Annotated in this window: 26 protein-coding genes; 6 read left to right on the forward strand and 20 right to left on the reverse strand. The window is 62.5% G+C overall.

Annotated elements, in window-relative coordinates:
* Window positions 1–18: 18 nt before the first annotated feature.
* The 13 genes from AC1Q67_RS16145 to coxB all read right to left on the reverse strand — a co-directional run bounded on the left by AC1Q67_RS16145 (window position 19) and on the right by coxB (window position 11,357).
* Window positions 19–660: a hypothetical protein gene (locus AC1Q67_RS16145; protein WP_244432775.1), complete on the reverse strand. Its 642-nt coding sequence runs from the start codon at window positions 658–660 to the stop codon at window positions 19–21.
* A 151-nt stretch (window positions 661–811) separates the two neighbouring features.
* Window positions 812–1,399: a GNAT family N-acetyltransferase gene (locus AC1Q67_RS16150; protein WP_492236339.1), complete on the reverse strand. Its 588-nt coding sequence runs from the start codon at window positions 1,397–1,399 to the stop codon at window positions 812–814.
* 101 nt (window positions 1,400–1,500) lie between these two features.
* A complete protein-coding gene (locus AC1Q67_RS16155) occupies window positions 1,501–1,905 on the reverse strand; it encodes a YbaN family protein (protein WP_024577237.1) in 405 nt (134 codons plus the stop codon).
* 6 nt (window positions 1,906–1,911) lie between these two features.
* On the reverse strand, window positions 1,912–3,201 hold the full coding sequence (locus AC1Q67_RS16160; protein ID WP_296395698.1) for a M16 family metallopeptidase: 1,290 nt from the start codon (window positions 3,199–3,201) through the stop codon (window positions 1,912–1,914).
* On the reverse strand, window positions 3,198–4,616 hold the full coding sequence (gene thrC, locus AC1Q67_RS16165) for a threonine synthase (protein ID WP_024577235.1): 1,419 nt from the start codon (window positions 4,614–4,616) through the stop codon (window positions 3,198–3,200). The genes AC1Q67_RS16160 and thrC overlap by 4 nt, the downstream gene beginning before the upstream one ends.
* Before the next feature lie 130 nt (window positions 4,617–4,746).
* On the reverse strand, window positions 4,747–5,511 hold the full coding sequence (locus AC1Q67_RS16170) for an SURF1 family protein (protein ID WP_296395697.1): 765 nt from the start codon (window positions 5,509–5,511) through the stop codon (window positions 4,747–4,749).
* A complete protein-coding gene (locus AC1Q67_RS16175) occupies window positions 5,508–5,900 on the reverse strand; it encodes a DUF983 domain-containing protein (RefSeq protein ID WP_024577233.1) in 393 nt (130 codons plus the stop codon). Before AC1Q67_RS16175 ends, AC1Q67_RS16170 begins: the two co-directional genes overlap by 4 nt.
* A gap of 113 nt (window positions 5,901–6,013) precedes the next feature.
* Window positions 6,014–6,910 (reverse strand): cytochrome c oxidase subunit 3, encoded by an 897-nt coding sequence (locus tag AC1Q67_RS16180; RefSeq protein ID WP_024577232.1) that lies wholly within the window; start codon window positions 6,908–6,910, stop codon window positions 6,014–6,016.
* Window positions 6,911–6,967: 57 nt separating this feature from the next.
* Window positions 6,968–7,579 (reverse strand): cytochrome c oxidase assembly protein, encoded by a 612-nt coding sequence (locus AC1Q67_RS16185; RefSeq protein ID WP_024577231.1) that lies wholly within the window; start codon window positions 7,577–7,579, stop codon window positions 6,968–6,970.
* A 14-nt stretch (window positions 7,580–7,593) separates the two neighbouring features.
* A complete protein-coding gene (locus tag AC1Q67_RS16190; protein ID WP_006022896.1) occupies window positions 7,594–7,779 on the reverse strand; it encodes a cytochrome c oxidase system small membrane protein in 186 nt (61 codons plus the stop codon).
* Window positions 7,776–8,717, reverse strand: coding sequence for a heme o synthase (locus AC1Q67_RS16195; RefSeq protein ID WP_024577229.1), 942 nt, complete (start codon window positions 8,715–8,717; stop codon window positions 7,776–7,778). Before AC1Q67_RS16195 ends, AC1Q67_RS16190 begins: the two co-directional genes overlap by 4 nt.
* Window positions 8,718–8,800: 83 nt before the next feature.
* Window positions 8,801–10,417 carry a cytochrome c oxidase subunit I gene (ctaD, locus tag AC1Q67_RS16200; RefSeq protein WP_024577228.1) on the reverse strand — a complete coding sequence of 539 codons (1,617 nt, stop codon included), beginning with the start codon at window positions 10,415–10,417 and terminating at the stop codon, window positions 8,801–8,803.
* Between the two features lie 91 nt (window positions 10,418–10,508).
* Window positions 10,509–11,357: a cytochrome c oxidase subunit II gene (coxB, locus tag AC1Q67_RS16205; RefSeq protein ID WP_492236340.1), complete on the reverse strand. Its 849-nt coding sequence runs from the start codon at window positions 11,355–11,357 to the stop codon at window positions 10,509–10,511.
* 447 nt (window positions 11,358–11,804) lie between these two features.
* On the opposite strand from coxB, the gene AC1Q67_RS16210 reads away from it, so the two are divergent.
* The 4 genes from AC1Q67_RS16210 to AC1Q67_RS16225 all read left to right on the forward strand — a co-directional run bounded on the left by AC1Q67_RS16210 (window position 11,805) and on the right by AC1Q67_RS16225 (window position 15,057).
* Window positions 11,805–12,344 (forward strand): invasion associated locus B family protein, encoded by a 540-nt coding sequence (locus tag AC1Q67_RS16210; protein ID WP_492236477.1) that lies wholly within the window; start codon window positions 11,805–11,807, stop codon window positions 12,342–12,344.
* 97 nt (window positions 12,345–12,441) lie between these two features.
* Window positions 12,442–13,881: a metalloprotease TldD gene (gene tldD / locus AC1Q67_RS16215; RefSeq protein ID WP_492236341.1), complete on the forward strand. Its 1,440-nt coding sequence runs from the start codon at window positions 12,442–12,444 to the stop codon at window positions 13,879–13,881.
* Between the two features lie 33 nt (window positions 13,882–13,914).
* Window positions 13,915–14,694, forward strand: a complete 780-nt coding sequence (gene lepB / locus AC1Q67_RS16220) for a signal peptidase I (RefSeq protein ID WP_492236342.1) — start codon at window positions 13,915–13,917, stop codon at window positions 14,692–14,694.
* 15 nt (window positions 14,695–14,709) lie between these two features.
* Window positions 14,710–15,057: an MmcQ/YjbR family DNA-binding protein gene (locus AC1Q67_RS16225; RefSeq protein ID WP_492236343.1), complete on the forward strand. Its 348-nt coding sequence runs from the start codon at window positions 14,710–14,712 to the stop codon at window positions 15,055–15,057.
* 24 nt (window positions 15,058–15,081) lie between these two features.
* Here AC1Q67_RS16225 and AC1Q67_RS16230 read toward each other — a convergent pair whose 3' ends face one another.
* The 4 genes from AC1Q67_RS16230 to AC1Q67_RS16245 all read right to left on the reverse strand — a co-directional run bounded on the left by AC1Q67_RS16230 (window position 15,082) and on the right by AC1Q67_RS16245 (window position 18,204).
* Window positions 15,082–15,438 carry a hypothetical protein gene (locus tag AC1Q67_RS16230; protein ID WP_492236344.1) on the reverse strand — a complete coding sequence of 119 codons (357 nt, stop codon included), beginning with the start codon at window positions 15,436–15,438 and terminating at the stop codon, window positions 15,082–15,084.
* A 72-nt stretch (window positions 15,439–15,510) separates the two neighbouring features.
* The gene (locus tag AC1Q67_RS16235; RefSeq protein ID WP_492236345.1) at window positions 15,511–16,083 is read right to left on the reverse strand and encodes a PAN domain-containing protein; all 573 of its coding nucleotides are present in this window, start codon (window positions 16,081–16,083) and stop codon (window positions 15,511–15,513) included.
* Between the two features lie 135 nt (window positions 16,084–16,218).
* Window positions 16,219–17,589 (reverse strand): glutamate--cysteine ligase, encoded by a 1,371-nt coding sequence (locus AC1Q67_RS16240; RefSeq protein WP_492236346.1) that lies wholly within the window; start codon window positions 17,587–17,589, stop codon window positions 16,219–16,221.
* 99 nt (window positions 17,590–17,688) lie between these two features.
* On the reverse strand, window positions 17,689–18,204 hold the full coding sequence (locus AC1Q67_RS16245; RefSeq protein ID WP_492236347.1) for a MarR family winged helix-turn-helix transcriptional regulator: 516 nt from the start codon (window positions 18,202–18,204) through the stop codon (window positions 17,689–17,691).
* 140 nt (window positions 18,205–18,344) lie between these two features.
* Here AC1Q67_RS16245 and gstA point away from each other — a divergent pair, with 140 nt between their 5' ends.
* Entirely contained in the window at window positions 18,345–18,959 is a 615-nt protein-coding gene (gene gstA, locus AC1Q67_RS16250) for a glutathione transferase GstA (protein ID WP_492236348.1), read from the forward strand.
* A 77-nt stretch (window positions 18,960–19,036) separates the two neighbouring features.
* Here gstA and AC1Q67_RS16255 read toward each other — a convergent pair whose 3' ends face one another.
* The 3 genes from AC1Q67_RS16255 to AC1Q67_RS16265 all read right to left on the reverse strand — a co-directional run bounded on the left by AC1Q67_RS16255 (window position 19,037) and on the right by AC1Q67_RS16265 (window position 24,342).
* Window positions 19,037–21,250 (reverse strand): 3-hydroxyacyl-CoA dehydrogenase NAD-binding domain-containing protein, encoded by a 2,214-nt coding sequence (locus AC1Q67_RS16255; RefSeq protein WP_492236349.1) that lies wholly within the window; start codon window positions 21,248–21,250, stop codon window positions 19,037–19,039.
* An 11-nt stretch (window positions 21,251–21,261) separates the two neighbouring features.
* Window positions 21,262–22,470 carry an acetyl-CoA C-acetyltransferase gene (locus tag AC1Q67_RS16260; protein ID WP_024577217.1) on the reverse strand — a complete coding sequence of 403 codons (1,209 nt, stop codon included), beginning with the start codon at window positions 22,468–22,470 and terminating at the stop codon, window positions 21,262–21,264.
* Between the two features lie 81 nt (window positions 22,471–22,551).
* Window positions 22,552–24,342, reverse strand: a complete 1,791-nt coding sequence (locus tag AC1Q67_RS16265; protein ID WP_492236350.1) for an acyl-CoA dehydrogenase C-terminal domain-containing protein — start codon at window positions 24,340–24,342, stop codon at window positions 22,552–22,554.
* 103 nt (window positions 24,343–24,445) lie between these two features.
* Here AC1Q67_RS16265 and AC1Q67_RS16270 point away from each other — a divergent pair, with 103 nt between their 5' ends.
* Window positions 24,446–25,162, forward strand: coding sequence for a TetR/AcrR family transcriptional regulator (locus AC1Q67_RS16270; protein WP_492236351.1), 717 nt, complete (start codon window positions 24,446–24,448; stop codon window positions 25,160–25,162).
* Window positions 25,163–25,173: the final 11 nt, after the last annotated feature.

The following is a 25,173-nucleotide window of genomic DNA, read 5'->3' on the forward strand; positions in this document are numbered from 1 at the left end:
AGGCATGAATGATGCGCGCTATTTCTTGCGCTTGCGCGCCGCAGGTTCTGGCTTGAGCGCCGCGGGATCGAAGCCGACATAGAAAATGTACTTGTCGTTCGCCGCCTCGGTGGGCGTCGGATAGACAAGGTCCTCGGCAACGATACTGAACTCGGTGTTGTCCCCCTCGAGCGCCACCGAGGTGCGGAACGCCTTGGTGACAATGACTTTCTCCGGTGCGCCCTCCTGCACGAGCGCAACGCGCATCGGCACATCGACGGTCGGCGGCGCCCCCGCGGGGCCGGTGATGATCCGGCCCATCACGCCGATTCGCGCGGTGATCTGGCCGCCCTGCAGATTGCAGTCGCGCGCGGTGCGCGTGATCGACCCCTGATAGCGCAGATCGTTGCCGGAAGCCGGTTTGCCCGGCGTCCCGACCGCAAGCGTGGACGCACCAAAACGGATCGCAACGCTTGGACAGGATAGATCGCTGTTCTCGGTCGCCTGTGACGACGGCGTGGCCGACGTGGTGGCCTCCTGCGATTTCGAGCCGAACAGCTGGCTGAACTTGCTGCCGATGGAGGAAGAGCCGCTGGATGAACTGCCGGATGAGCCGCCGAACATGCTGCCGCCACCGCAGCCCGATAACGCCGTTGTCGCTGCCACAGCCAGCACGGCCATTGCCGCGCACTTCAAACGCCTGTCACCCGCCATCATTGCTTCCAGTCGGCCCCGAGGATCGTAAAGGTTCGGAAAAGGAAAGGATCAGACGGCCTTATAGCAGGGCAAAGACGGCGAACCAAAGGCGCAAGACAGTCCACAAACGGGCTGGTTAACCGCGGAAATCCTCATCTAGCAGGCCGTACAGATAATGGTCCTGCCAGACCCCGTTGATGCACAGATAGCGCCGCGCCAAGCCTTCGCGGGCAAAGCCGCACTTCTCCAGCACCCGGATCGAGGACTGGTTGGTGGGGATGCAGGCGGCCTCGATGCGGTGCAGATTGAGTTCGCCGAACAGGGTCGGCAGCAAGATCCGCAATGCCCCGGTCATATAGCCCTTGCCGGCATACGGCTGCCCCACCCAGTAGCCGAGTGTTCCCGCCTGCACGATGCCGCGCCGCACATTGGCCAGCGTCACGCCGCCGAGGAGCACACCATCGCTCTCGCGAAACACCAGGAACGGATAGGCCCTGTCCTCGGCAATATCCTCGGCGTAGCGGCGGAGCCGGCGGCGGAATCCCGAGCGCGTCAGGTCATCGGATGGCCAGATCGGCTCCCACGGCGTCAGGAACAGCCGGCTCGTCTCGCGCAGTTCGCTCCACTGCACGTAATCCGGCATTTGCGGCGCGCGCAGCAAAAGCCCGTGTCCGCGCGGGGCAAGCGCGGGAGCCGTCGACGTTGGCAAGCGAAACAGGGCCATCCAGAACCCTTCCCGTATCCGGATGCTCACTCTGCATCCACGTACCTTTTCTAGCACAGTTTTCCGGCTATTCCGATCCGGCCGGCGGGGCGATCAAAAAACTACGAGGGCCTCGAAAACACGTAAGCAAGGCCTGTCAGCATCAGTCCGGCGACGGCAAGTGTCAGCGGCAGGCCGGGATCGGCGACGATCCAGAACAGGGTAAAGCCCACAATCATCCCGGCAAGCGCCGCCATCTTCGCCCTGTGCGGAATGGCCCCGCGCAAACGCCATTCGCGCAACGTCGGCCCGAAGCGCTCGTGCTCCAAAAGCCAGGTCTCGAACCTCGGAGAGGACCGGGCGAAACACGCCGCCGCCAGGATCAGGAAAGGCGTTGTCGGCAGCACGGGCAAAAAGGCGCCGATCACGCCAAGCGCGACGAAGACAAACCCAAGACCGAGGAAGAAGGCCCGTGCAAGACGCGACGAGCGCGGAGCCTTTACAGGATCACCGCTCGCGTTCTCCATGGCGGCTCAGTGCAGCAGCGCCTTGGCCTTCGGCCGCGCCAGGCCCTCGGCAAGGCTGACCGCGGTGTCGAGCCCGCGGCCGCCGCCCAGAGCGACAACGACCGGACGGCTGCGGCTGAGCAATCCGCGCGCGGCATTACGGGCCGATTCCACACTGACAGCATCGATCCGTGCCACCAGTTCGTCCACGGTCAGCGGGCGTCCATAAGCCAGAATGTGCCGCGCCATCTGCTCGGCGCGGGCACTGCAGCTCTCCATGCCCATCAGGAGGCCAGCCTTCATCTGCGCCTTGGAGCGGGCGATCTCCTTTTCAGTCAGCGTCTCGACCGCGTTGTTCATTTCATCGACGATGACTTCCACCATCTCCGGCGCATCGGCGGGATCGGTGCCGGTATAGAGCCCAAAGAATCCGGTGTCGGAATAGGCGGCGTGGAAGGTGTAGATCGAATAGCAGAGCCCGCGCTTCTCGCGCACTTCCTGGAACAGCCGCGACGACATGCCGCCGCCGAGAATGTTGGTGAAGACCTGCAGGCTGAACAGCGACAGATCCGATTGCGGCACACCTTCAAGCGCCAGTGTCAGATGCGCCTGCTCGAGATCGCGGTGAATGACGCGCGAGCCGCCCTTGCCGAACATCGCGGGCACAGGTTTCGGCGCCGGCGTGCCCTCGAAACTCGCAAAGCGCTGCTCGGCCTCGGCGACGACATGTTTGTGATCGACCGCACCGGCGGCGGCGACCACCATGTCGGGACCGCGATAATGCGTGGTCAGGTAGTTGTGCAGATTGTCACGATTGAAACCGGCAAGCGTCTGCGGCGTACCAAGCAGCGAGCGGCCGAGCGGCTGGTCCGGATAACTCAGCTCGCTGAGGTGTTCGAAGATCACATCGTCCGGCGTATCCTGCGCGGCGCCGATCTCCTGCTCGATCACGCTCTTCTCGCGCTCCAGTTCTTCGGCATCGAACGATGGATTGGCAAGAATGTCTGACAGCACATCGAGCGCCAGCGGCACATCGGCCTTCAGCACCCGCGCATAATACGCGGTCGTCTCGTTGCTGGTGGCGGCATTGAGATCGCCGCCGACCGCCTCGATTTCCTCAGCGATCTGCTGCGAGGTCCGCCGCGTCGTCCCCTTGAACGCCATGTGCTCGAGGAGATGCGACATGCCGTGCTCGTCTAGCTTCTCGTCGCGGCCGCCGACGCCGGTCCATACGCCAAGCGCCGCCGTCTCGATGTGCGCCATGGTGTCGGTGACAACCGTCAGACCCGAAGGCAGCTTGGTGACGTTGACGCTCATCCGGCAACTCCCTGCTTGGCAGCACGGCTCACCGAGAGAATGAACCGTTCGACCTCGGTCTGATCGTTCTTCATGACCTTGATGTGTTCGGACCTTGTCATCAGGCCGTCGAGCCATGCCGGAAGCGCCGGACGGACACCACACGCCGCTTCGACGGCATCGGGGAACTTGGCGGCATGCGCCGTCGAGAGCACGATGTTCGGCACGGTCGAGACCGGCTTGTCCTGATCGGCGACCGCGAGCGCCACCGCGGTATGCGGATCGACCAGTTCACCAGCCTCCTTCCATGCGGCGCGGATCGCGGCGCTGGTTTCGGTCTCGTCGGCGCGGCCCGCATCGAAGTCCTCGCGGACCTGTTTCAACACCGCATCACTCAGCACGAAACGTCCCGACTGCGCCAGCGAGCCCATCAGCGCGCGGATCATCGCACTGTCGCGGCCGGTAGCTTCGAACAGCAGCCGTTCGAAGTTTGACGATATCTGGATGTCCATCGATGGCGACGTGGTCGCATGGACCTGCTTCACTTCATAGATGCCGGTCTTGAGCGTGCGCGCCAGAATGTCGTTGACGTTGGCGGCGATCCGCAGACGCCGGACCGGAAGGCCCATGCGCTTGGCGACATAGCCGGCGAAGATGTCGCCGAAATTTCCGGTCGGCACGGTGAAGTCCACCTCGCGCGCAGGCGCACCCAGGGCAACCGCCGACGTGAAATAGTAGACGACCTGCGCCACGATGCGCGCCCAGTTGATCGAGTTCACACCGGACAGCGAGACTGAGTCGCGGAACTTGTGATGGTTGAACAGGCCCTTCACGATTCCCTGACAGTCATCGAAGGTGCCTTCGATCGCCAGCGCATGAACGTTGGCCGCGCCGCTGGTGGTCATCATGCGCCGCTGCACATCGGAAATGCGCCCGTTCGGAAACAGCACAATGAGATCGGCGTTGTCGCGGCCGGCGAAGGCATCGACTGCGGCACCGCCGGTATCGCCCGACGTCGCAACCACGATGGTGGTGCGCTGCCCGCGCTTCGCCAGCACATGATCCATCAGCCGCGACAGCAACTGCATCGCCACGTCCTTGAAAGCCAGCGTCGGGCCGTGAAACAGTTCGAGCACGAAACGATCCGGCGCGATCTGGCTGAGCGGCACCACTGCAGGGTGACGGAAGGTGGCATAGGCCTCAACGGCCATGCGGCCGAGGTCGGCTTCGGAGATTTCATCCGCAACGAACGGACGAATCACTTCGACCGCGACTTCCCAGTACGGGCGGCCGAAAAAACCCGCGATGATCTCGGGGCTGAGTTGCGGCCAGACCTCCGGCACATAGAGGCCGCCGTCGCGGGCAAGCCCGGTCAGCATCACATCGCAGAAGCCCAGCCGGGGAGCTTCGCCCCGTGTCGAAATATAGCTCGTCAAGCGATCCTCCAAAGGCTCAAGCCTGAAGCAAGCCTTTGATAATGATGGATAAATTATCCGACAAACAGCCGGATCAAGCCGCACCATATCGGCTGAGCTTTGCCTTCACAAGGAAGCCAAACGGTGCAGGTTAAGCCCTGCGACGCTGGATCACCCAGGCGACGAAGGCGCCCGCCACCACAAGTGCCAGGCCAAACCAGGTGATGGCGTACTGCAAATGATCGTCCTTGAGATGGACGTGCAACGGACCCGGCTTTGGAATGCCCGAGGGGGGCGCTGGCGATTCGAGGTCGATATAAAATGGCGCGACCTCACCCCAGCCGAGTGCCTTCGCCATGGTCCGATGATCGCGCACAAACCACAGGCGTCTGACAACGTCATCTGCCGGTGTCAGCGTTCCGGCGGATTCGGGAAAGCGCAGATAGCCAGTCAGCGTCACCGGGGCGCCGGTAACCAGCGGCTTCACCGCACGATCCTGCTGCGCGCGGTCCTGCATCGTGTTCTGCACAAAGCCCGCATTGATGACGACGCTGCGGCCGTCGGCCAGACGCGCTGGCATAAAAGCCCAGGTGCCAGGCCCGTTGATATCGTCGCGCACGGCGGAGCCGGAACTGTAGACCATGACGTCGGGCTTCGACTCAAAGGTCGCGCTGAAACTGACGCGGCGAAATTCGTCATGGGCCGGTGTCAGCGCGGGCCACGCGGTTGCTGCCGGCAATACACCTGGCGCAGCAGCGAGCCGCTCGGTCAAAGCCGAAATCAGCGCGCGCTTCTCGTCCTTGCGGCGAAGCTGCCAGACGCCGAGGCTCACGAGCACCGACACCATGATCAGCGCGATCACGGCAAGACCGAAGATGCCTCGCCCGCGAGGCATGGCTGCTTGTGGCGCATTCATTCCGGCTTACGCCCAATCAACTGCCCCTCGGCGGCCTTGTGATGATACTGCAAGGCGATCAGCAACGCCTTCATCGACCGCAGCGGCAGCAGGGTCGTTGCAAGGATCAGCGGCCCCCACAGCGCGGCATGGACCCAGAACGGCGGCTGATACTTCATCTCCACAACCAGTGCGGCACCGACCACGATGAAGCCCGCGATCATGATGATGAACACTGCGGGACCATCGCCTGCATCGATGAAGGCGTAGTCGAGACCGCAGGCGTCGCAGGACGGGCGCAGCGTGAGGAATCCCGCATAGAGCTTGCCCTCTCCGCAGCGCGGGCACTTGCAGGCAAGGCCGCGCAGCGCAGCCTGTGACACACTGGAGGAAGCAGGATCATCGGTCATGGCGTGCTTTCATCGGCCTTCGCTACGCCCGCTGCCCCATCGCTGCAAGAGCGAAAGCATCACAAAAAAGGGCGGCCCGGAGGCCGCCCCTGATGGGTGAACCCGGTGCGCAATCAGTGCGCGCCGTGCGCCATGGTCGATGCGCCATGTCCCCAGACATAGATGGCGATGAACAGGAACAGCCAGACCACGTCGACGAAGTGCCAGTACCAGGCGGCAAACTCGAAGCCGAGATGCTGCTTCGGCGTGAAATGGCCCGCGTAGGCGCGGAACAGACATACCAGCAGGAAGATGGTGCCGACCAGCACGTGGAAGCCATGGAAACCCGTGGCCATGAAGAAGGTCGCGCCGTACACGTTGCCGGCGAAGCTGAACGCCGCGTGGCTGTATTCGTAGGCCTGCACGCAGGTGAACAGCGCGCCGAGCAGCACGGTCAGGATCAGACCCCACTTCAGGCCCTTGCGGTCGCCTTCGAGCAGCGCGTGATGCGCCCAAGTGACCGTCGTGCCGGAGGTCAGCAGGATCAGCGTGTTGAGCAGCGGCAGGTGCCACGGATCGAAGGTCTCGATGCCCTTCGGCGGCCAGACGCCCGGCACCTTGCAATCAGCCGGAGAAACGCCGGCGCCGCAACCGAACAGGGCGTCGCGGACGTAGTGGACCGAGTCGGCCGGGAACAGCGCAGCGTTGAAGTAAGCCCAGAACCAAGCCACAAAGAACATCACTTCGGAGGCGATGAACAGGATCATGCCGTAGCGGTGATGCAACTGCACGACGCGGGTGTGGTCACCCTTGTGCTCCGCCTCGCGGATCACGTCGCCCCACCAGCTCGCCATGGTGTAGAGAACGCCGATGGTGCCGACGCCGAACACGATCGGCGCGCCAGCGAACATCTTGTGCATCCATGCGACGGCGCCGAGGGCCATGATGAAGGCCGAGATCGAGCCGACGACCGGCCACGGGCTCGGATCGACGAGATGATAGTCGTGGTGTTTGGCTTGGCCCGTTGCCATGTGGTCTCTCCGTGATGCCGGTCTTATCCGGCGCGTGTCGCAGTTAAAGCCGAAAACTCAAAGGTTGCCCTTGCGCTTGTCCGTCTCCGTCGCCGCGAGCGGCTTCGGTGCCGGATCCTTCACAGGGTAGAAGGTGTAGGACAGCGTGATGCTGTTGAGGTCGTCGTATTCGCGATCGGCGGCAAGCGCCGGATCAACATAGAACACCACGGCCATCTCGCGCTTCTCGCCCGGACCGAAGGTCTGCTCGGTGAAGCAGAAGCAATTGATTTTCTGGAAGAACGCGCCGACGGTCAGCGGCGCGACATTGTAGGCGGCAACGCCTGCGGTCGCGCGCGCGGACTGGTTGGTGACGGTGTAGTAGACGGTGACGACCTCACCGATCTTGACGGAGATCTCGTTCTGCTCCGGCTGGAATTTCCACGGCAGGCCGCCGCTCACGTTCGAGTCGAAGCGCACATTGATGCGGCGCTCCAGCGACTTCTCCGGCGCGGATGTCGCAACCTGCGTGGTGCCGTTGAAACCGGTTGCGCGGCAGAACCAGTCATAGAACGGCACGGCCGCGTAGGACGCGCCGACCATGAAGGCGACGACAAAGCCGCAGATCGACGCGACCATGACATCGCGGCTGATGCGTGGCTTTGGCTTGCTGGCGGGCTGCTGCGTCATATCGCTCGCATCCCTCAGATCGGTCGATGAAGGACGGCGGGGCCCTTCACCAGGGTGACAGCAAAGAACAGGATCACCAGAATGCCCAACGCGACCGCAATGGCGATCGAGCGCTCGCGCTGGCGCTTCTTCTGCTCCGGCGTGAGAACGATACCCTGCTGCGGCTTCTTGTTGCTGTCCATGACGATGCCTGCGCTCATGACCAGAAGATCCGCATGGCTGCGGACACCACGACTTCGGCCAGCAACACGGCGAACAGTCCGAAGAGATACAGGATCGAGAACTTGAACAGCCCACGCGTGGCGCGCAGCGCGGCGCTGCCGGTGCGCTTGCGATAGACGCTAATGGCGAGCCACAGCATTCCTGCGCCGAGCACCAGTGAGGTTACGCCATAGACTGCGGAGAAATACCCAAGCGGCCACGGCGCGAGCGCAACCGCCACCAGCACGATCGTATAGAGCAAGATCTGCAGCCGCGTCGCATCGGGACCGGCGACATTCGGCAGCATCGGGATGTTGGCGCGCTGATAATCGTCGGTGCGGAACAGCGCCAGCGCCCAGAAGTGCGGAGGCGTCCACAGGAAGATGATCAGGAACAGCAGAATCGGCTCAGGCGACAGCGAACCCGTGGCGGCGGCCCAGGCCACCACCGGCGGCAGCGCACCGGCGGCACCACCGATGACGATGTTCTGTGCGGTCCACCGCTTCAGCCACATCGTGTAGATCACGACATAAAAGAAGATGGTGAAAGCCAGAAGCGCTCCGGCCAGCCAGTTCACCAGAATGCCGAGCGTCATCACCGAGAAGAATGCCAGCGTCAGGCCGAAGGCCAGCGCCTCACCAGGCAGAATGCGCCCGCGCGGAATCGGACGGTTGGCGGTGCGCGACATCAGGGCGTCGATATCGTGCTCGTACCACATGTTCAGCGCGCCCGCCGCGCCCCCACCGACGGCGATGCACAGGATCGACGTGATGGCCAGCACCGGATGGAAATGACCGGGCGCGATGACGAGGCCGACCAGCGCGGTAAACACCACCAGTGACATCACGCGCGGCTTCAGCAGCGCGATGTAGTCAGCGACGCCCGCCTCGGAGATACGAGGCGACAGATCGATCGCGTGATGGTCGACAATCGACAAGATCTAACTCACTTCCTGATCGTTTCATCCGCCGGGGCCACAGGGCCGCGGCGGATGCATTGTCTTGGTCTTGGCCGCGTCAGTTACTGAACGCGCGGCAGAACTTCGAACTGGTGGAAGGGCGGTGGCGAGGACAACGTCCATTCCAGCGTCGTTGCACCGGCACCCCACGGATTGTCAGCAGCCTGCTCCTTGCGGACGAACGCCTGGATCACGCCGTAGATGAAGATCAGCACGCCGAAAGCCGAGATGTACGAACCGATCGACGACACCAAATTCCAGCCCGCGAAAGCATCCGGATAGTCGATGTAACGGCGCGGCATGCCGGACAGGCCGAGGAAGTGCTGCGGGAAGAAGATCAGGTTGACGCCGACGAAGGTCACCCAGAAGTGCAGCTTGGCGATGGTCTCCGAGTACATGTAGCCGAACATCTTCGGGAACCAGTAGTACCAGCCCGCGAAGATCGCGAACACGGCGCCCAGCGACAGCACGTAGTGGAAGTGCGCGACGACGTAGTAGGTGTCCTGAAGGACGCGGTCGACGCCGGCGTTGGCCAGCACCACGCCGGTCACGCCGCCCAGCGTGAACAGGAAGATGAAGCCCATCGCCCAGATCATCGGGGCCCGGAATTCGATCGAACCGCCCCACATGGTGGCGATCCACGAGAAGATCTTCACGCCGGTCGGCACCGCGATGACCATGGTGGCCGCGACGAAATAGGCCTGCGTCGCCGAGGACATGCCCACCGTGTACATGTGATGCGCCCAGACCACGAAGCCGATGCCGCCGATGGCAACCATCGCGTAGGCCATGCCGAGATAGCCGAACACGGGCTTGCGCGAGAAGGTCGAGACGATCTGCGAGATCATGCCGAAGCCCGGCAGAATCAGGATGTACACTTCGGGGTGACCGAAGAACCAGAACAGATGCTGGAACAGCACCGGATCGCCGCCGCCTTCAGCCGAGAAGAACGTGGTGCCGAAGTTGCGGTCGGTCAGCAGCATGGTGATGGCGCCGGCGAGAACCGGCAGCGACAGCAGCAGCAGGAACACGGTCACGAGGATCGACCACACGAACAGCGGCATCTTGTGCAGGGTCATGCCCGGCGCGCGCATGTTGAAGATCGTGGTGATGAAGTTGATGGCGCCGAGGATCGACGAAGCGCCGGCGATGTGCAGCGACAGGATCGCGAAGTCCACCGCCGGGCCCGGATGACCCGAGGTCGACAGCGGCGCATACATCGTCCAGCCCGCGCCGACGCCGTTGGCGCCCGGCTCGCCCTCGACGAAGGTCGAGATCAGGAGCAGCGCGAACGAGGCAGGCAGCAACCAGAAGGAAATGTTGTTCATGCGCGGGAACGCCATGTCCGGCGCGCCGATCATCAAGGGCACGAACCAGTTGCCGAACCCGCCGATCATCGCCGGCATTACCATGAAGAAGATCATGATCAGGCCGTGCGAAGTGACGAACACGTTGTAGGTGTGGGCTTCGTGGAAGAGCTGCACGCCCGGATACATCAGCTCGATGCGGATCGCGACCGACATCGCGCCGCCGATGACGCCCGCCACGATCGCGAAGATAAGGTACATCGTGCCGATGTCCTTATGGTTCGTCGAATAGACGTAACGCCGCCACCCGGTCGGGTGATCGTGCGCATGGTCGTCATGAGCGTGATCATGTGTTGCAGCGGAGGTGGCCATTTTCAAATCCTTTAAGCCTCGTAGTGCCGTCAGCTAGTCCCGTCAGCCTTGCGGTGCGGGCGCCAAGCGCCCGGCCCGCCCGTCGATGCGCTTACTGCGCAGCAGCCCCGATCGACGCGTAGGAGTTCGCGGGGTTGGTCGCATACTTCTTCTTCGCCGCTTCGACCCAGGTGGTGAATTCCTGATCGCTTACGACGCGAATCGCGATCGGCATGTAGGCGTGATCCTTGCCGCAGAGCTCGGAGCACTGGCCGTAATACATGCCTTCCTTGGTCGCCTTGAACCACGTCTCGTTGAGGCGGCCCGGGACGGAGTCGATCTTGATGCCGAAGGCCGGAACCGCGAAGGAATGGATGACATCGGCGCCAGTGGTCTGAACACGGATCACCTTGTTCACCGGCACGACCACTTCGTTGTCCACCGACAGGAGGCGCGGCGCCTTGTCGGCGACCAGGAGCGAATCGAATTCGAACTTGCCGTTATCCGGATAGCTATAGGTCCAGTACCACTGCTTGCCGGTGGCCTTGATGGTGAGATCGGCCTTCGGAATATCGAGCTGCTGGAACAGCAGGCGGAACGACGGCACGGCGATACCGACCAGAATCAGGACCGGCACGATGGTCCAGACCACCTCGATCAGCGTGTTGTGCGTGGTCTTGGAGGGAACGGGGTTCTTCCGGGCGTTGAACTTGATCGCCACGATGGCCAGCAGGATCGCGACGAAAATCGTGATCGCGGCGATGATCCAGAGCAGGAAGTTATGGAACCAGGTGATGTTATCCATCACCGGCGATGCCGACGGCTGGAGCGTGATTTCCCAAGGCGACGGCTGACCCAGCGTCCCACCTGCCGCGAAAGCTGCCCCGGCCGCGGCAAGCACGGCGGCAGCCACCGCAAAACCCAGTACTCGGCGGCCATTTTGGCCCTTCGACATCTTCATGCCGCTATCGCTCCTGCTCTCGTCACCCCAGCGATCCCACCGGGCGGCGAGATCTGCCTTAAGCCTGTTTATCAGCCGCGGTCATGATTTCGGCCGTTGGCCAAAGGTTAGAACGCGTCGAATTTCCCGCTTCTCAAACCATAATTCTATGCCTACCGCAATGCACGTAATAAGGTGCACGCACAGCCTGAATCCCATTGGCAAATGGGCCAAAACCGGCGGTCCGGCAGCCGGAGAATGCTTGACACTTGGATTGTCCGTTGTACCCACGGGCAGATATGCGGCGAAATCCCGATTCGCGGCTTTGAGATGGTGCATCCCGGCAATAGGCGTTTGCCCTCAAGACGCCGTCATTGCGCTGTCAATCCAGCTATCGGGCGGGCCACACTGCGGGAAACCGCCGAATCGCCGGGAATTGCCGAGATCATTGCCAGGGAATTGAGCCTGATGGGCGCGCGAAACCAACCTTTCTCCATCCGCAGCCGGGGGATTGCGCCGATCTGGCTCGCGATCGTCGCAGGGGCATCCATTCTGACCGCACCAGCCGCCGCCCAGGCGCAGGGAGCCGTCAAATCGGTCCACGGCGACTGGCAGATCCGCTGCGACACCCCGGCTGGTGCGCAGGCCGAACAATGCGCCCTGATTCAGAGCGTTGTGGCCGAGGACCGCTCCAATGCAGGGCTGACCGTCATTATCCTCAAGACTGCCGACCAGAAGAGCAAGCTGATGCGGGTGGTCGCCCCGCTGGGCGTGCTGCTGCCGTCCGGCCTCGGCCTCAAGCTCGACGACAAGGACGTGGGACGGGCCGGATTCGTGCGGTGCCTCCCCAACGGCTGCGTCGCAGAGGTCGTGATGGAAGATACCCTGCTGAACCAGCTCAAAACCGCCAAGACCGCGACCTTCATTATCTTCGAGACGCCGGAAGAAGGGATCGGCTTCCCCCTCAGCCTGAAGGGGCTCGGCGAGGGTTACGACAAGCTGCCGTAGTCAGCCGCCCATATTCCAGGCCCTCGCCCTCCGGCATGATCGTCCCTATCTTGAAGGCCTGATCCTCGCTGCAATCCCGCGATCCCGGAGTTCCTTCATGAGCCATCCGTCCGACGTCGTACCCGTGACCACTTCTTTGATCGATCGCGCCGGGCTCGACCGCGACGCCGTCCGCAAGGAAATCGTGCGCGGACTGGCGGGTGCCGACGACGGCGAACTGTTTCTTGAATACCGCCAGTCCGAAGGACTCGGTTTCGATAACGGCCGCCTCAAGCAGGCGACCTACGACACCGCCCAGGGTTTTGGCCTGCGCGCGGTGAAAGATGACGCGGTCGGCTACGCCCACTCCTCCGATGTCTCCCTGCCCGCACTGATCCGCGCCGCCGATACCGTCAGCGCCGTGCGCGGCGGATATTCGGGGACATTTGCGGCTGCGCCCGGCCACACCAACATCCGCCTCTATGGCGACGAAAATCCGCTCGACGGCCAGAGCTTCGAAACCAAGGTCAAACTCCTCGCCGAGATCGATGCCTATGTCCGCGACAAGGACCCTCGCGTGCGGCAGGTCTCCGTGTCGCTCGGCGCGACATGGCAGGTGGTGGAAATCGTGCGCCCCGATGGCGAGAGTTATCGCGACATCCGCCCACTGGTGCGCGTGAACATTTCCGTGGTCGCAGGCAACGGCGACCGGCAGGAAAGCGGCAGCGCCGGTTACGGCGGACGCGAGGGCTATGCGCGCTTCATCGAAACCAGGGCGTGGCGCACGGCCGCCGATGGCGCGATCCGTCAGGCGCTGGTCAATCTGGAATCGGTGCCGGCACCTGCGGGCGAAATGGATGTGGTGCTCGGTCCCGGCTGGCCGGGTGTGATGTTGCACGAAGCTGTGGGCCATGGGCTTGAAGGCGACTTCAACCGCAAGCAGACCTCGGCCTTTTCAGGGCTGATGGGCCAGCAGGTCGCGGCCAAGGGCGTGACTGTCGTGGACGACGGCACCATTTCGTCGAAGCGCGGCTCGCTCTCCATCGACGACGAAGGCACGCCGACCAACCGCACCGTGCTGATCGAGGATGGCATCCTCGTCGGCTACATGCAGGACCGGCAGAATGCGCGGCTAATGAACATGAAGCCCACCGGCAATGGACGGCGCGAGAGCTACGCACACGTTCCGATGCCGCGCATGACCAACACCTACATGCTGGCGGGCGGACGCGATCCCGCCGAAATCCTGGCATCCGTGAAGAACGGCATCTTCGCCGCGAATTTCGGTGGCGGTCAGGTCGACATCGTATCCGGCAAATACGTGTTCCAGTGCACCGAGGCTTACAAGATCGAGAACGGCAAGCTCGGCGCGCCGCTGAAAGGCGCGATGCTGATCGGCAATGGTCCGACCGACTTGCATCGTATCTCGATGGTCGGCAACGATCTCAAGCTCGATGATGGCATTGGCACCTGCGGCAAGCAGGGTCAGGGCGTTCCCGTGGGCGTCGGCCAGCCGACGCTGCGCATGGATCGCATCACCGTCGGCGGCACGGGCTAGTACGACCTCGGCAATCGGCACACGGAGACGATCATGTCCGATCAGCAAGACATCGCCCCGGCGGCGCAAAAGCCATCGCGCCCGTGGACACGCTCGCTGGTCGAGATCATCGCCGCATTCCTGGTTGTGATGGCCGCCAAGGGCGCACTGGCCGAGCCGTTCTATGTGCCGTCCGGCTCAATGGAGCCGACGCTGCTGATCGGCGATGCGCTGCTCGCCTCGAAGTATCCCTATGGCTACAGCGCAGCGTCGCTGCCGGTGAACGTCGCCTTGCCGGCGACGGGACGTGTGTTCGGCGCTCTGCCCGATCGCGGCGATGTCGTGGTATTCCGCTGGCCCGGCGACACATCGCAGGTCTGGGTCAAGCGCGTGGTCGGATTGCCGGGCGATCGCGTGCAGATGCGCGAAGGCCGCCTTTGGATCAACGGCGAGCCGGTCGCAATGCGAGCCGACGGCCGCGGTGACGCTGAAGATGAAAGCGGCCGGGTCACGCCCGCAGCCCGCTTTGCTGAAACGCTGCCGGGCGGGCGCGAGCACATCCTGTTCAAACTGAAGGAGCACGGCTTCCTCGACAACACGCGCGAGGTGACGGTGCCGCCGGATCGTCTGTTTGTGATGGGCGACAACCGCGACAATTCCGCCGACAGCCGCGTCTCCGTCGCCGATGGCGGCGTCGGATTGCTGCCGGTCGAAAATCTTGTCGGGCGCGTCGATGCCATCGTCGGCTCATGGGATCTCGGGATGAAAAGCCAGCCGATCTGGACCTGGCTGTCGGGATTCCGGATCGCACGGTCGTTCACCTCCGTGCATTGACACCGGGCCGCAGCGATGACCTTCGATGATGTCCGGACTGCTGCTTTGAAATGGCCCGAGGTCACCGACGGAACGTCATACGGCACCCCTGCCCTGAAAGTGCGCGGCAAACTTCTGACACGGCTGAAGGAAGACGGCGAAAGCCTTGTCGTGCCCGGCGTCGAACCCGACGAGCGCGCCATGCTGGTCGAAACGCAGCCGAAAGTTTTCTACTTCACCGACCATTACCGCGACTGGCCGATGGTTTTAGTGCGGCTACCGAAAGCGCGGCGGCAAAATGTCGAGGGACTGCTGCTGCGGCACTGGCGGACACTGGCGTCAAAGAAAGCGCTCAAGGCATTTGAACCTGCGTCCCGCCGCTGACCTCAAGCAAGTGCACTCTCGTCATCAGCGCAGCTCATAGGTCTTGCCGTCCATCGAAATTCGTTCGGCGCGCATTTCATTCATCTCGATTTTCGACGGATATCCGTAAGCCGACACCTTCTTGCCGACGGCGACGACGTCCGCCTTCACGCCGCGCTCGATCATTTGCGAGATGGGCGCCAGTGTCACGGTCCAGATCTTGTCAGCGCCCTTGACAGAAATGGTCGCCTGCGGGTCCTCAAACGTGCTGACCAGTATCGGCCCTTCCACTGTGACCGGATGGCCGGAATCGTAGCTGTCCCAGCCGCGTTGCGCGAATGCAGCCGCGCTCGTGAGTGCGACGATCGAGGCTATGGCGAATACACTGCGGACAGGCATCATCGGGACACTCCTGACGTGGTTCGGTCCCAGCCCTAACGCACAAATCGGAGTATTGTTTGGCTATGGAACCGGCTACCGCACGACGCCGGAAATAAACCCCGGCTTGCGGCGCGGCGGCTTGACGTGATCCTTCAGGAAGCAGCGCGCCGATTTTCCGATATAGCCGGGCCGCGCATAGGTCCATGCGCGGCATTTCTGATCCTCGTCGCACACCGCCTTGCAGGTCTCGCCTTTCGGATCGACGTCCACATCGACACTGCGATAATCGCCGCCGAGCCGGTCCGTCTCGACCTCAAGCGCGCTGTTGCGCGGCTCGACAACGCCCGCGCCCCGCACGCCGGAAACGCAGCAATTGCTCGGCACGCGCGGCGGCACCGCATTCTTGAGCCAGCAGATCGCACTTTCATCGCTGACGGTTGGATAGTTGAAGCTCCATGCACGACAGCGCCGGTCGCGCTCACATTGCAATGCGCATAAAGCCGGATCACCCGACGGTATCGGCGTTCGCAGATAGTCGTTGCCGGGGCGATCGAAACTGGCCTGCGCTTGAACCGGCTGGACCGAGACAAGACACGACAGGGCCAGCGCAGCCATCAATGCGACGCAAACGCCGATGCATGATCTGAAATTGCAGATTGGAAGCATGCCATCGCTTTCAGCGGAGAACGGGCGTGATTGGCCGGACAGATGCCGCCTATTCAATCGCCGTGCGGATGTACGGCAGATGAACGGCAGATAAATGCCGGAACAACATTCTCGTGAAGACGGTAACTTGCTGAGTTAGAATGCGTATTCGCTGTATACCGGATCGACGGAATGCCGCCAGGCGCCGTTGAACTTCTCGAGCAGCCGCTCCGCAGGGGTAAGTCCCGTATCCATAATGTGATCGAGCGGCTCCAGATACCGTGTTTCGTCACGGCCCAGGTGGTCGATCTTGCCGCGCCGCGCGAGCCCCTTATGGGCCAGCACCATGCAATCCCGTGCGACCTCGAACAGATAGCGGTTGCCGATTTTCGCCTTGAAGCCGAGACGCGGCACGTCGTCGCGCAAAGCCTGCCGCTCATGCGCGGTCCAGCGCCTGGCGATCTCCCACGCGGCGTCGAGGCTTTCGTCGTCATACAGCAGGCCGACCCAGAACGCAGGCAGTGACGGCAGCTGCTGCCATGGCACGCCATCGGAGCCGCGCATTTCGAGATAGCGCTTCAGACGCACCTCGGGGAAAATCGTCGAGAGATGATTGGCCCAGTCGGACAATGTCGGCTTCTCGCCAGGCATCATCTTGTTCTTGCCGTCGAAGAAATCACGGAACGACGATCCGGACACATCGATGTAATCGTCGCCGCGCTTGACGAAATACATCGGCACGTCGAGCGCGTAATCGACCCAGCGCTCGAAGCCCATGCCGTCCTCGAACGCCCATGGAATCATGCCGGCGCGTGCGTTGTCGGTATCGCGCCAGATCTCGGAGCGGAATGACAGGAAACCGTTCGGCTTGCCTTCCGTGAAAGGCGAGTTCGCGAACAGCGCAGTCGCCACCGGCTGCAACGCCACCGACACGCGCAGCTTCTTGACCATGTCAGCTTCGGAACAGAAATCGAGATTGGTCTGCACCGTGCAGGTCCGGTACATCATGTCGAGACCGTACTTGCCGACCTTCGGCATGTAGTTGGTCATGATCCGGTAGCGGCCCTTCGGCATCACCGGCATTTCCTTGCGCGACCATGACGGCGTCATGCCGAGGCCGAGAAAGCCGATGCCGAGCGGTGTCGCGACTTCGCGCACCTGCGCCAGATGCGCCATCAGTTCGGACAAGGTCTGGTGCACGGTTTCGACCGGTGCGCCGGACAGTTCGAACTGGCCGCCGGGCTCAAGCGAGATCGCGCCGCCGCCGGTGACGTCATGCAGACCGATGATGTTGCCGTTCTCCATGATCGGCTCCCAGCCGAGCAGGAGTTGCATGCCTTCGAGCAGAGCGCCGATGCCGCGCGCGCCTTCATAAGGCACGGGCCTGTGGCCCTCCAGCGTGAACGGGGTTTTTTCGTGCTCGGTGCCGATGCGGAATTCGGACTTCGGCTTTACGCCGGCCTCCAGCCACGCGACCAGTTCGTCCCGCGAATCCAGCGGTGTCATATCGATCTGATCACGCGCCATGGGACATCCAGGTAAGAGGCTTCGGTTTGAGTGTCAGTGCACGATGCAGGCGGATGCCACGGACGCGGGCATCCGTAACCGCGAGAGGTAAAGAAAGGATCATCGCGCCGACGTGGTTTCTTTGGCTGATTCTTTGACGGCTTCCCTGGAGACAGTGACAGCCTGCGGCGCGCCTGCACAACATCCGAGGCGATCGAGCAAACCGCTCAGCTTGACGGCATCGGCATCGGAGAGTTTCGAGCCGATATGCCGCTCGATCGCGGCGGAATAGGAATTCCACATCTTCTTCTGCAATTCGCGTCCGGCATCGGTGATCTCGACGAACAGGCCGCGCTTGTCCATCTTGCACTCGCGACGCGCCGCAAGGCCTTCCTCGACCAGGCGATCGATCAGACGCGATGTCGAATACTGCGGCAACAGCATCTGCTTTTCGAGTTCGACCGGGCGAAGTTCGCCGCTTGGCGCGCGCGAGAGCTCGAGCAGCGCGTCGTACCAGGCGAGCGGCGGAAAGCCGGCCTTCTTGAGATCCTGCTCGACAGCGCCGAGCACCTTGCCCTGAACCCGCATCAGACGAATCCAGACCTCTGTCGCCTCGGTGGATGGTTTGCGCTTCATGGTGTCGTCCGTGCCGGTGGGGCTATCCAAGCTTACCCTAATAAATGCAGTTGCATCAATCTTGACATACCTGCATTTAGGAGACGGTCATAGGCCTTGCCAATGCCCCAATGTTCAAATTTTAAAAAGGGATACCTCCCATGAAACTGTATTATTCGCCCGGCGCCTGCTCGCTCTCCCCCCATATCGCCCTGAAAGAGGCCGGTCTGCCGTTCGACCTGGTCAGGGTCGACCTGAAAGCGAAGAAGCTCGAGGACGGCAGCGACTACACGGCGGTAAACCCCAAGGGTCAGGTGCCGGCGCTCGGCCTCACCAATGGCGACCTGCTGACCGAAGGCGCCGTTATCGTCCAGATGATCGCCGATTCCGCGCCGCAGAAAAATCTGGCACCCGCCGCAGGCTCCAGCGAACGTTACAAGCTCCAGGAATGGCTGAATTTCATCGCCAGTGAACTGCACAAGAACTTCAGCCCGCTGTTCCAGCCGGTGCTGTCCGACGACACCAAGGCGTTCTTCAAGGACCGCCTGATGGGCAAGTTCAAGTACATCGATCAGGCCCTGAAGGGCCGGGATTACGTGATGGGCAGCCAGTTCACCGTGCCGGATGCCTATCTCTTCACGATGCTCGCCTGGGCGGATCGCGTCGGCCTCGACATTTCCGGCCTTTCGAATCTGACCGCCTACAAAGCGCGTGTTGCAGCGCGGCCGAAAGTGCAGGAAGCGCTCACCGCCGAGGGACTGCTGAAGGCGTCGTAACCGCGATCACATTACCTAACGTGACAAAGGCGGGATCGATGATCCCGCCTTTTTCTTTATCCGATGGCGGCGAACGGTTACGCCGCGGCCTTCTTCGGTGCGAAGCGGCCATAGAATGTCTCGCCCTTGGCGGCCATGTCGATCAGAAGCTTCGGCGGCGTGAAGCGCGAGCCGTACTTCTTCTCGAGCCTGTGACACAGCTCGACGAAGGTCTTGGTGCCCATGAAGTCGATGTAGGACAGCGTGCCACCGGTGAACGGCGCGAAGCCGAACCCGAGGATCGAGCCGACATCCGCTTCGCGCGGATCGGTGATGACGTGATCCTCGACGGTCCGCGCGGCCTCCACCGCCTGCACCACGAGGAAACGCTGCTTCAACTCCTCGACATCCAGCGTATCCGGATCGAGATGCTTGGATTGTAGCGAGGTCAATTCCGGCCACAGCTTCTTCTGACCCTTGCCCTTCTCGGGATAGTCATAGAAGCCCTTGCCGTTCTTGCGGCCGAAGCGTCCGCGCTTCTCCACCATCTCGACCAGAAGCGCCTTCTGCTCCGGATCGACGGACTGCGGACCCATGTCGGCCTCGGTGGCCTTGAGGATCTTCAGCGACAGGTCGATGGCGACCTCGTCGTTGAGCGAGAGGGGGCCGACCGGCATGCCGGCCATCTTGCCGACATTCTCGATCATCGCCGGCGGCACGCCTTCCTTGAACATCTCGTAGCCTTCCGAGATGTAGCGCAGCACGCAACGGTTGGCGAAGAAGCCGCGCGAGTCGTTGACGACGATCGGCGTCTTGTTGATCTGCCGCACGTAATCCAGCGCGGTGGCGAGCGCCAGATCGCCGGTGTTCTTGCCGACGATGATCTCCACCAGCATCATCTTCTCGACCGGCGAGAAGAAGTGGATGCCGATGAACTTCGACTGGTCCTTCCATTCCTCGGCCAGCGAATTGATCGGCAGCGTGGAGGTGTTGGACGCGAAGATCGCGCCATCGCGCAGCAGCGGCTGGGCCTTGGCATAGGTCTCGGCCTTGACCTTGCGGTCCTCGAACACGGCCTCGATCACCAGATCGCAATCCTTGATTGCATTGTAATCCGGCGTGGCGGTGATGCGCGCGAGAATGGCGTCGGCCTTGTCCTGTTTCATGCGGCCTTTTGCGATCATGCCGTCGAGCATGGTCTTGGCGTGACCCTTGCCCTTGTCGGCGCTGTCCTGATCGCGGTCGATCAGCACCACGTCGATGCCGGCCTGCGCCGACACGAAGCCGACGCTGGCGCCCATGAAGCCTGCGCCGATTACGGCAAGCTTCTTGACCTTGGTCGGCGGAACGTTGGCGGGACGGCGCGCGCCCTTGTTGAGTTCCTGCATCGAGACGAACAGCGAACGGATCATCGCCGCCGCTTCCTTCGAACGCAGGATCTTCGAGAAGTAACGCGACTCGACGCGCAGCGCCGCATCCATCGGCAACTGCAAGCCTTCATAGACGCACTGCATGATCGCGCGCGCGGCGGGATAGTTGTCGTAGGTCTCGCGGCGGAGGATCGCATTCGCCGGCGGGAAGAACTGCATGCCGGCCTTGGAATAGACTGCACCGCCGGGCAGCTTGAAGCCCTTCTCGTCCCACGGCGCGACGGCCTTGCCGCCGGCCTTGATCCAGTCCTTCGCGGTCTTGATAAGGTCAGGCGCAGGCACCACCGCGCCGACGATGCCGAGTGCCGTGGCCTTCTTCAGATCGATGGCGTCGCCCTTGAGCAACATCTGCACCGCTTCCATCGGCTGGATCATGCGCGGGAGCCGCTGCGTGCCGCCGCCGCCCGGGAACAGACCGACCTTGATCTCCGGCAGGCCGAGACGGGTCTTCGGATTGTCCGACGCAACACGGTAGTGACAGGCCAGCGCCAGTTCGAATGCGCCGCCGAAGGCAAGGCCGTTGATCGCCGCGACCCACGGCTTGCCCGATGTCTCGATCTTGCGCAGGTTCTGCGAAAGCCTCGAGACTTCGTCGAACACGTACTTGTTGGCGGCTTCTTCACCCTTGGTCTTGAGCATCTCCGCGTGATTGCGGTTCATGCCTTCCAGCATGGTCAGGTCGGCGCCGCCGGAGAACGCTTCCTTGCCGGAGGTAATGACGACACCCTTGATCGCTGCGTCCTTGGTGGTCGCATCGACGATCGCGGCGAGTTCGGTGCCGGTGGTTTCGTCCAGCACGTTCATCGACTTGCCGGGAATGTCCCACGTCACCAGCGCGATGCCGTCGGCGTCGGTCTCAACCTTGAAATTCTTGTAGGTCATGTGATTGATCCTCAAACGCGCTCGATGATGGTCGCGGTGCCCATGCCGCCGCCGATGCACAGCGTGACAAGAGCAGTGGATTTGTTGGTGCGCTCGAGTTCATCGAGCACGGTGCCGAGAATCATCGCACCGGTCGCGCCGAGCGGATGGCCCATGGCAATCGCGCCGCCATTGACGTTGATCTTGTCGTTGTCGATTCCGAAGGCCTGGATGTAGCGCAGCACCACGGAGGCGAAGGCCTCGTTGAGTTCGAACAGATCGATATCCGACAGCTTCATGCCGGAACGCTCCAGCACCTTCTTGGTGACGTCGACCGGGCCGGTCAGCATCATCGCGGGCTCGGAGCCGATGTTCGCGAACGCGCGGATTTTCGCGCGCGGCTTCAGATCGCGCTTCTTGCCGGCTTCGGCATTACCGAGCAGTACCGCGGCGGCGCCATCGACGATGCCCGACGAATTGCCCGCGTGATGCACGTAGTTCACGCCCTCGATTTCGGGATGCGACTGCACGGCCACCGCGTCGAAGCCACCCATCGCGCCCATTGCGGCGAATGACGGCTGCAACTGCGCCAGCGACTGCATCGTCGTGCCCGGACGCATATGCTCGTCCTTGTCGAGAATGGTGATGCCGTTGATGTCCTTCACCGGAACCACGGAGTTCTTGAAGCGCCCTTCGCTCCACGCCTTGGCCGCGCGATCCTGGCTTTGCACGGCGTAGGCATCGACGTCATCGCGGGAGAAGCCGTACTTGGTGGCGATCAGATCCGCGGCGACGCCCTGCGGCATGAAGTAGCTCGGCACCGCCATGGAGGGGTCCACCGGCCACGCCGTACCGGACGAGAGAATGCCGACGCGGCTCATGGATTCCGCGCCGCCGCCGATGGTGAGTTCGTGCTGCCCCGACATAACCTGTGCGGCAGCGAAGTTGACGGCGTCGAGACCGGAGGCACAGAATCGGCTGATCTGGATGCCCGGCACCGCCTCGCCGAGACCGGCGCCCAGCGCGGCGAAGCGCGCGATATCGCCGCCAGCCTCGCCGACCGGATCGACAACGCCAAGGATGACGTCGTCCACCGTGTCCTCTTGCAGATTGTTGCGCTGCTTGAGCGCCTTCAGCGGCGCGGTCGCCAGCGCCAGCGCCGTGACTTCGTGCAGAGAGCCGTCGGATTTGCCTTTGCCGCGTGGCGTGCGGACATGATCGTAGATAAATGCCTCAGGCATGACGCCCTCCCTTGAGACCAAGTGATTGATTAATTTTCATAGGAGCTCGCGCCGGGGTCCGGCGCAAGGAAACTGAAAAGCTCAGAACGCCTCGGCAGACAGTTCCATCATCGAGTCCGCGCCGGTCTGGATGCGCGCGAGGCGCAGCGCCGTCTCCGGCAGCATCCGTTCCATGAAGAACCTGCCTGTCACAAGCTTGGACTTCAGGTAGGGCTGCTCGCCGGATTCCGCCAGCTTGTCCTGCGCAACTTTCGCCATGCGCGCCCACATGTAACCGATCGCGACCAGGCCGAAGAGATGCATGTAGTCGGTGGAGGCCGCCCCCGCGTTGTCCGGCTTGGCCATCGCGTTCTGCATCAGCCACATGGTGGCCTGCTGAAGGTCCTTCACCGCCGCGCTGAGCGGCGCGATGTAGGGCTTCATCGCTTCATTGGCGGCGTTCTCCTTGGAGAAGGCAGCGACTTCGTTGAAGAACGTAGTGATCGCACGTCCACCGGCACGGCCGAGCTTGCGGCCGACCAGATCCAGCGCCTGGATGCCATTGGCGCCTTCGTAAAGCATCGTGATGCGAGCATCGCGCACGAATTGCTCCACGCCGGTCTCGACGATGAAACCGTGACCACCGAACATCTGCTGGGCGGCGACCGCGTTGGCAAAGCCCTGATCGGTCAGCACGCCTTTGATGACCGGGGTCAGAAGACCCATGTGGTCGTCGGCGGCCTCGCGCTCCTTCGGATCATCGGAGCGATGCGCCACGTCGCTTTTCAGCGATGTCCACACCACAAGCGCACGCGCCCCCTCGTTGAACGCGCGGATCGACATCAGCGTACGCCGCACGTCGGGATGAACAATGATCGGATCGGCGGGCTTGTCGGGAGCCTTCACGCCGCTGATGGAGCGACCCTGCAGGCGGTCCTTCGCATAGGCGACCGCGTTCTGGTAGGCAACTTCGGACTGCGACAGGCCCTGAACGCCGACGCCGAGACGCGCCTCGTTCATCATCACGAACATCGCCTCCATGCCCTTGTTCTCGGCGCCGACAAGGTTGCCGACCGCGTTGTCGAAATTCAGCACGCAGGTCGAATTGCCGTGAATGCCCATCTTGTGTTCGATCGAACCGCATGACACGCCGTTCGGTCCGCCGAGCGAGCCGTCGGGATTGATCTTTCTTTTCGGAACGACGAACAGCGAGACGCCCTTGATGCCGGCCGGCGCGCCTTCGATTCGCGCCAGCACCAGATGCACGATGTTTTCGGTGAGATCCTGCTCGCCGCCGGAAATGAAGATCTTGGTGCCGGTGATCTTGTAGGTGCCGTCGGCCTGCTTGACCGCCTTTGTACGCATCAGGCCGAGGTCGGTGCCGCACTGCGGCTCGGTCAGGTTCATGGTGCCGGTCCATTTGCCGGTGACCATGTTGGGCACAAAGGTGTTCTTCTGTTCCGGTGTGCCGTGCACGAGAAGCGCCGCCATGGCGCCCTGGGTCAGGCCGCCGTACATGCCAAAGGCCATGTTGGCTGACGACATGAATTCGCTGACCGTTTCCGACAGTGACGCCGGCAGGCCCTGCCCGCCGTATTCCTGCGGCGCCGCCAGGCCGATCCAGCCGCCATCGGCGAATTGCTTGAATGCTTCCTTGAAACCTTTTGGCGTCGTGACGCTGCCGTCGTCGTGACGCGTGCAGCCTTCCTGATCGCCGCTATGGTTCAGCGGATGAAGCACCTGCTCGGCGAGCTTGGCGGCTTCGTCGAAAATCGCGGCGCGGACATCTGCCGTCGCGTCGCTGAAGCCTGGAAGGTTGTTGTATTTATCGATCTGAAAGACATCGTTGAGAAGGAAGGTCACGTCTTCGACGGGCGCTTTGTAGATCGTCATGGAATGTCTCTCGGCTCACAATTGGACGTGGATTGCGCGAATTGTTGGCGATGCGTCGCTTGAGCAAATGGACTGCCGTCGATGACCTCACCATGACATGGAAATGCGCGATACGCGCCGTCATCAGCAGGCGCGAGAATATCGGACACCCTTCATACCGACGCCAGTTCCAGTGTCACATTTCTCCGTACACATCTGTACGGAGCCTAGCGTGGGGCGCCGTTTTGTGTCAATACACTTGTGCATGGTGGAAACTGCCGAATCTTCAATCTCGAAAGACCGCCTCACCCGCGAGCAATGGATTGCCCACGGGCTGCGGACTCTTGCCCGCCAAGGCGCCGCCGCCCTGAAAACCGGCATGCTGGCCGAGGGACTGCAGGTTTCAAGGGGCAGTTTCTACTGGCATTTCGAGAGCATTGCCGATTTTCGCACCCAGCTTCTGGCGACCTGGCAAGAACGCGCGACGGATGGCGTGGTCCGCGAGATCGATTCGTCGATCACGGGACCTGCGCGGCTGACTTATTTGATGAAATTGGCCTTCAAGGAAGACAGAAGCCTCGATCGCGCCTTCCGCTCATGGGCTGCCACGGATGCCGATGCCGCCAAGGTCGTCTCAACGGTCGATGCCAAGCGTGTCGCCTATATCGCCAAACTTCTTCGCGAATCCGGCGTTGATGCCAAGGCGTCGATCCCTCGCGCAGAGTTCATTTACTGGGCCTATATCGGGCAGTCGTCGGTCATGAATTCTGCTCACTGCACAATCACGGAACAGGATCTCGGCGATCTCAGCGGCCTGTTTACGCGGCCGTCCTCCAGCTGACGCCTCAGGCC

The sequence above is a fragment of the Afipia sp. GW823-FHT06G09 genome, assembly GCF_058794875.1.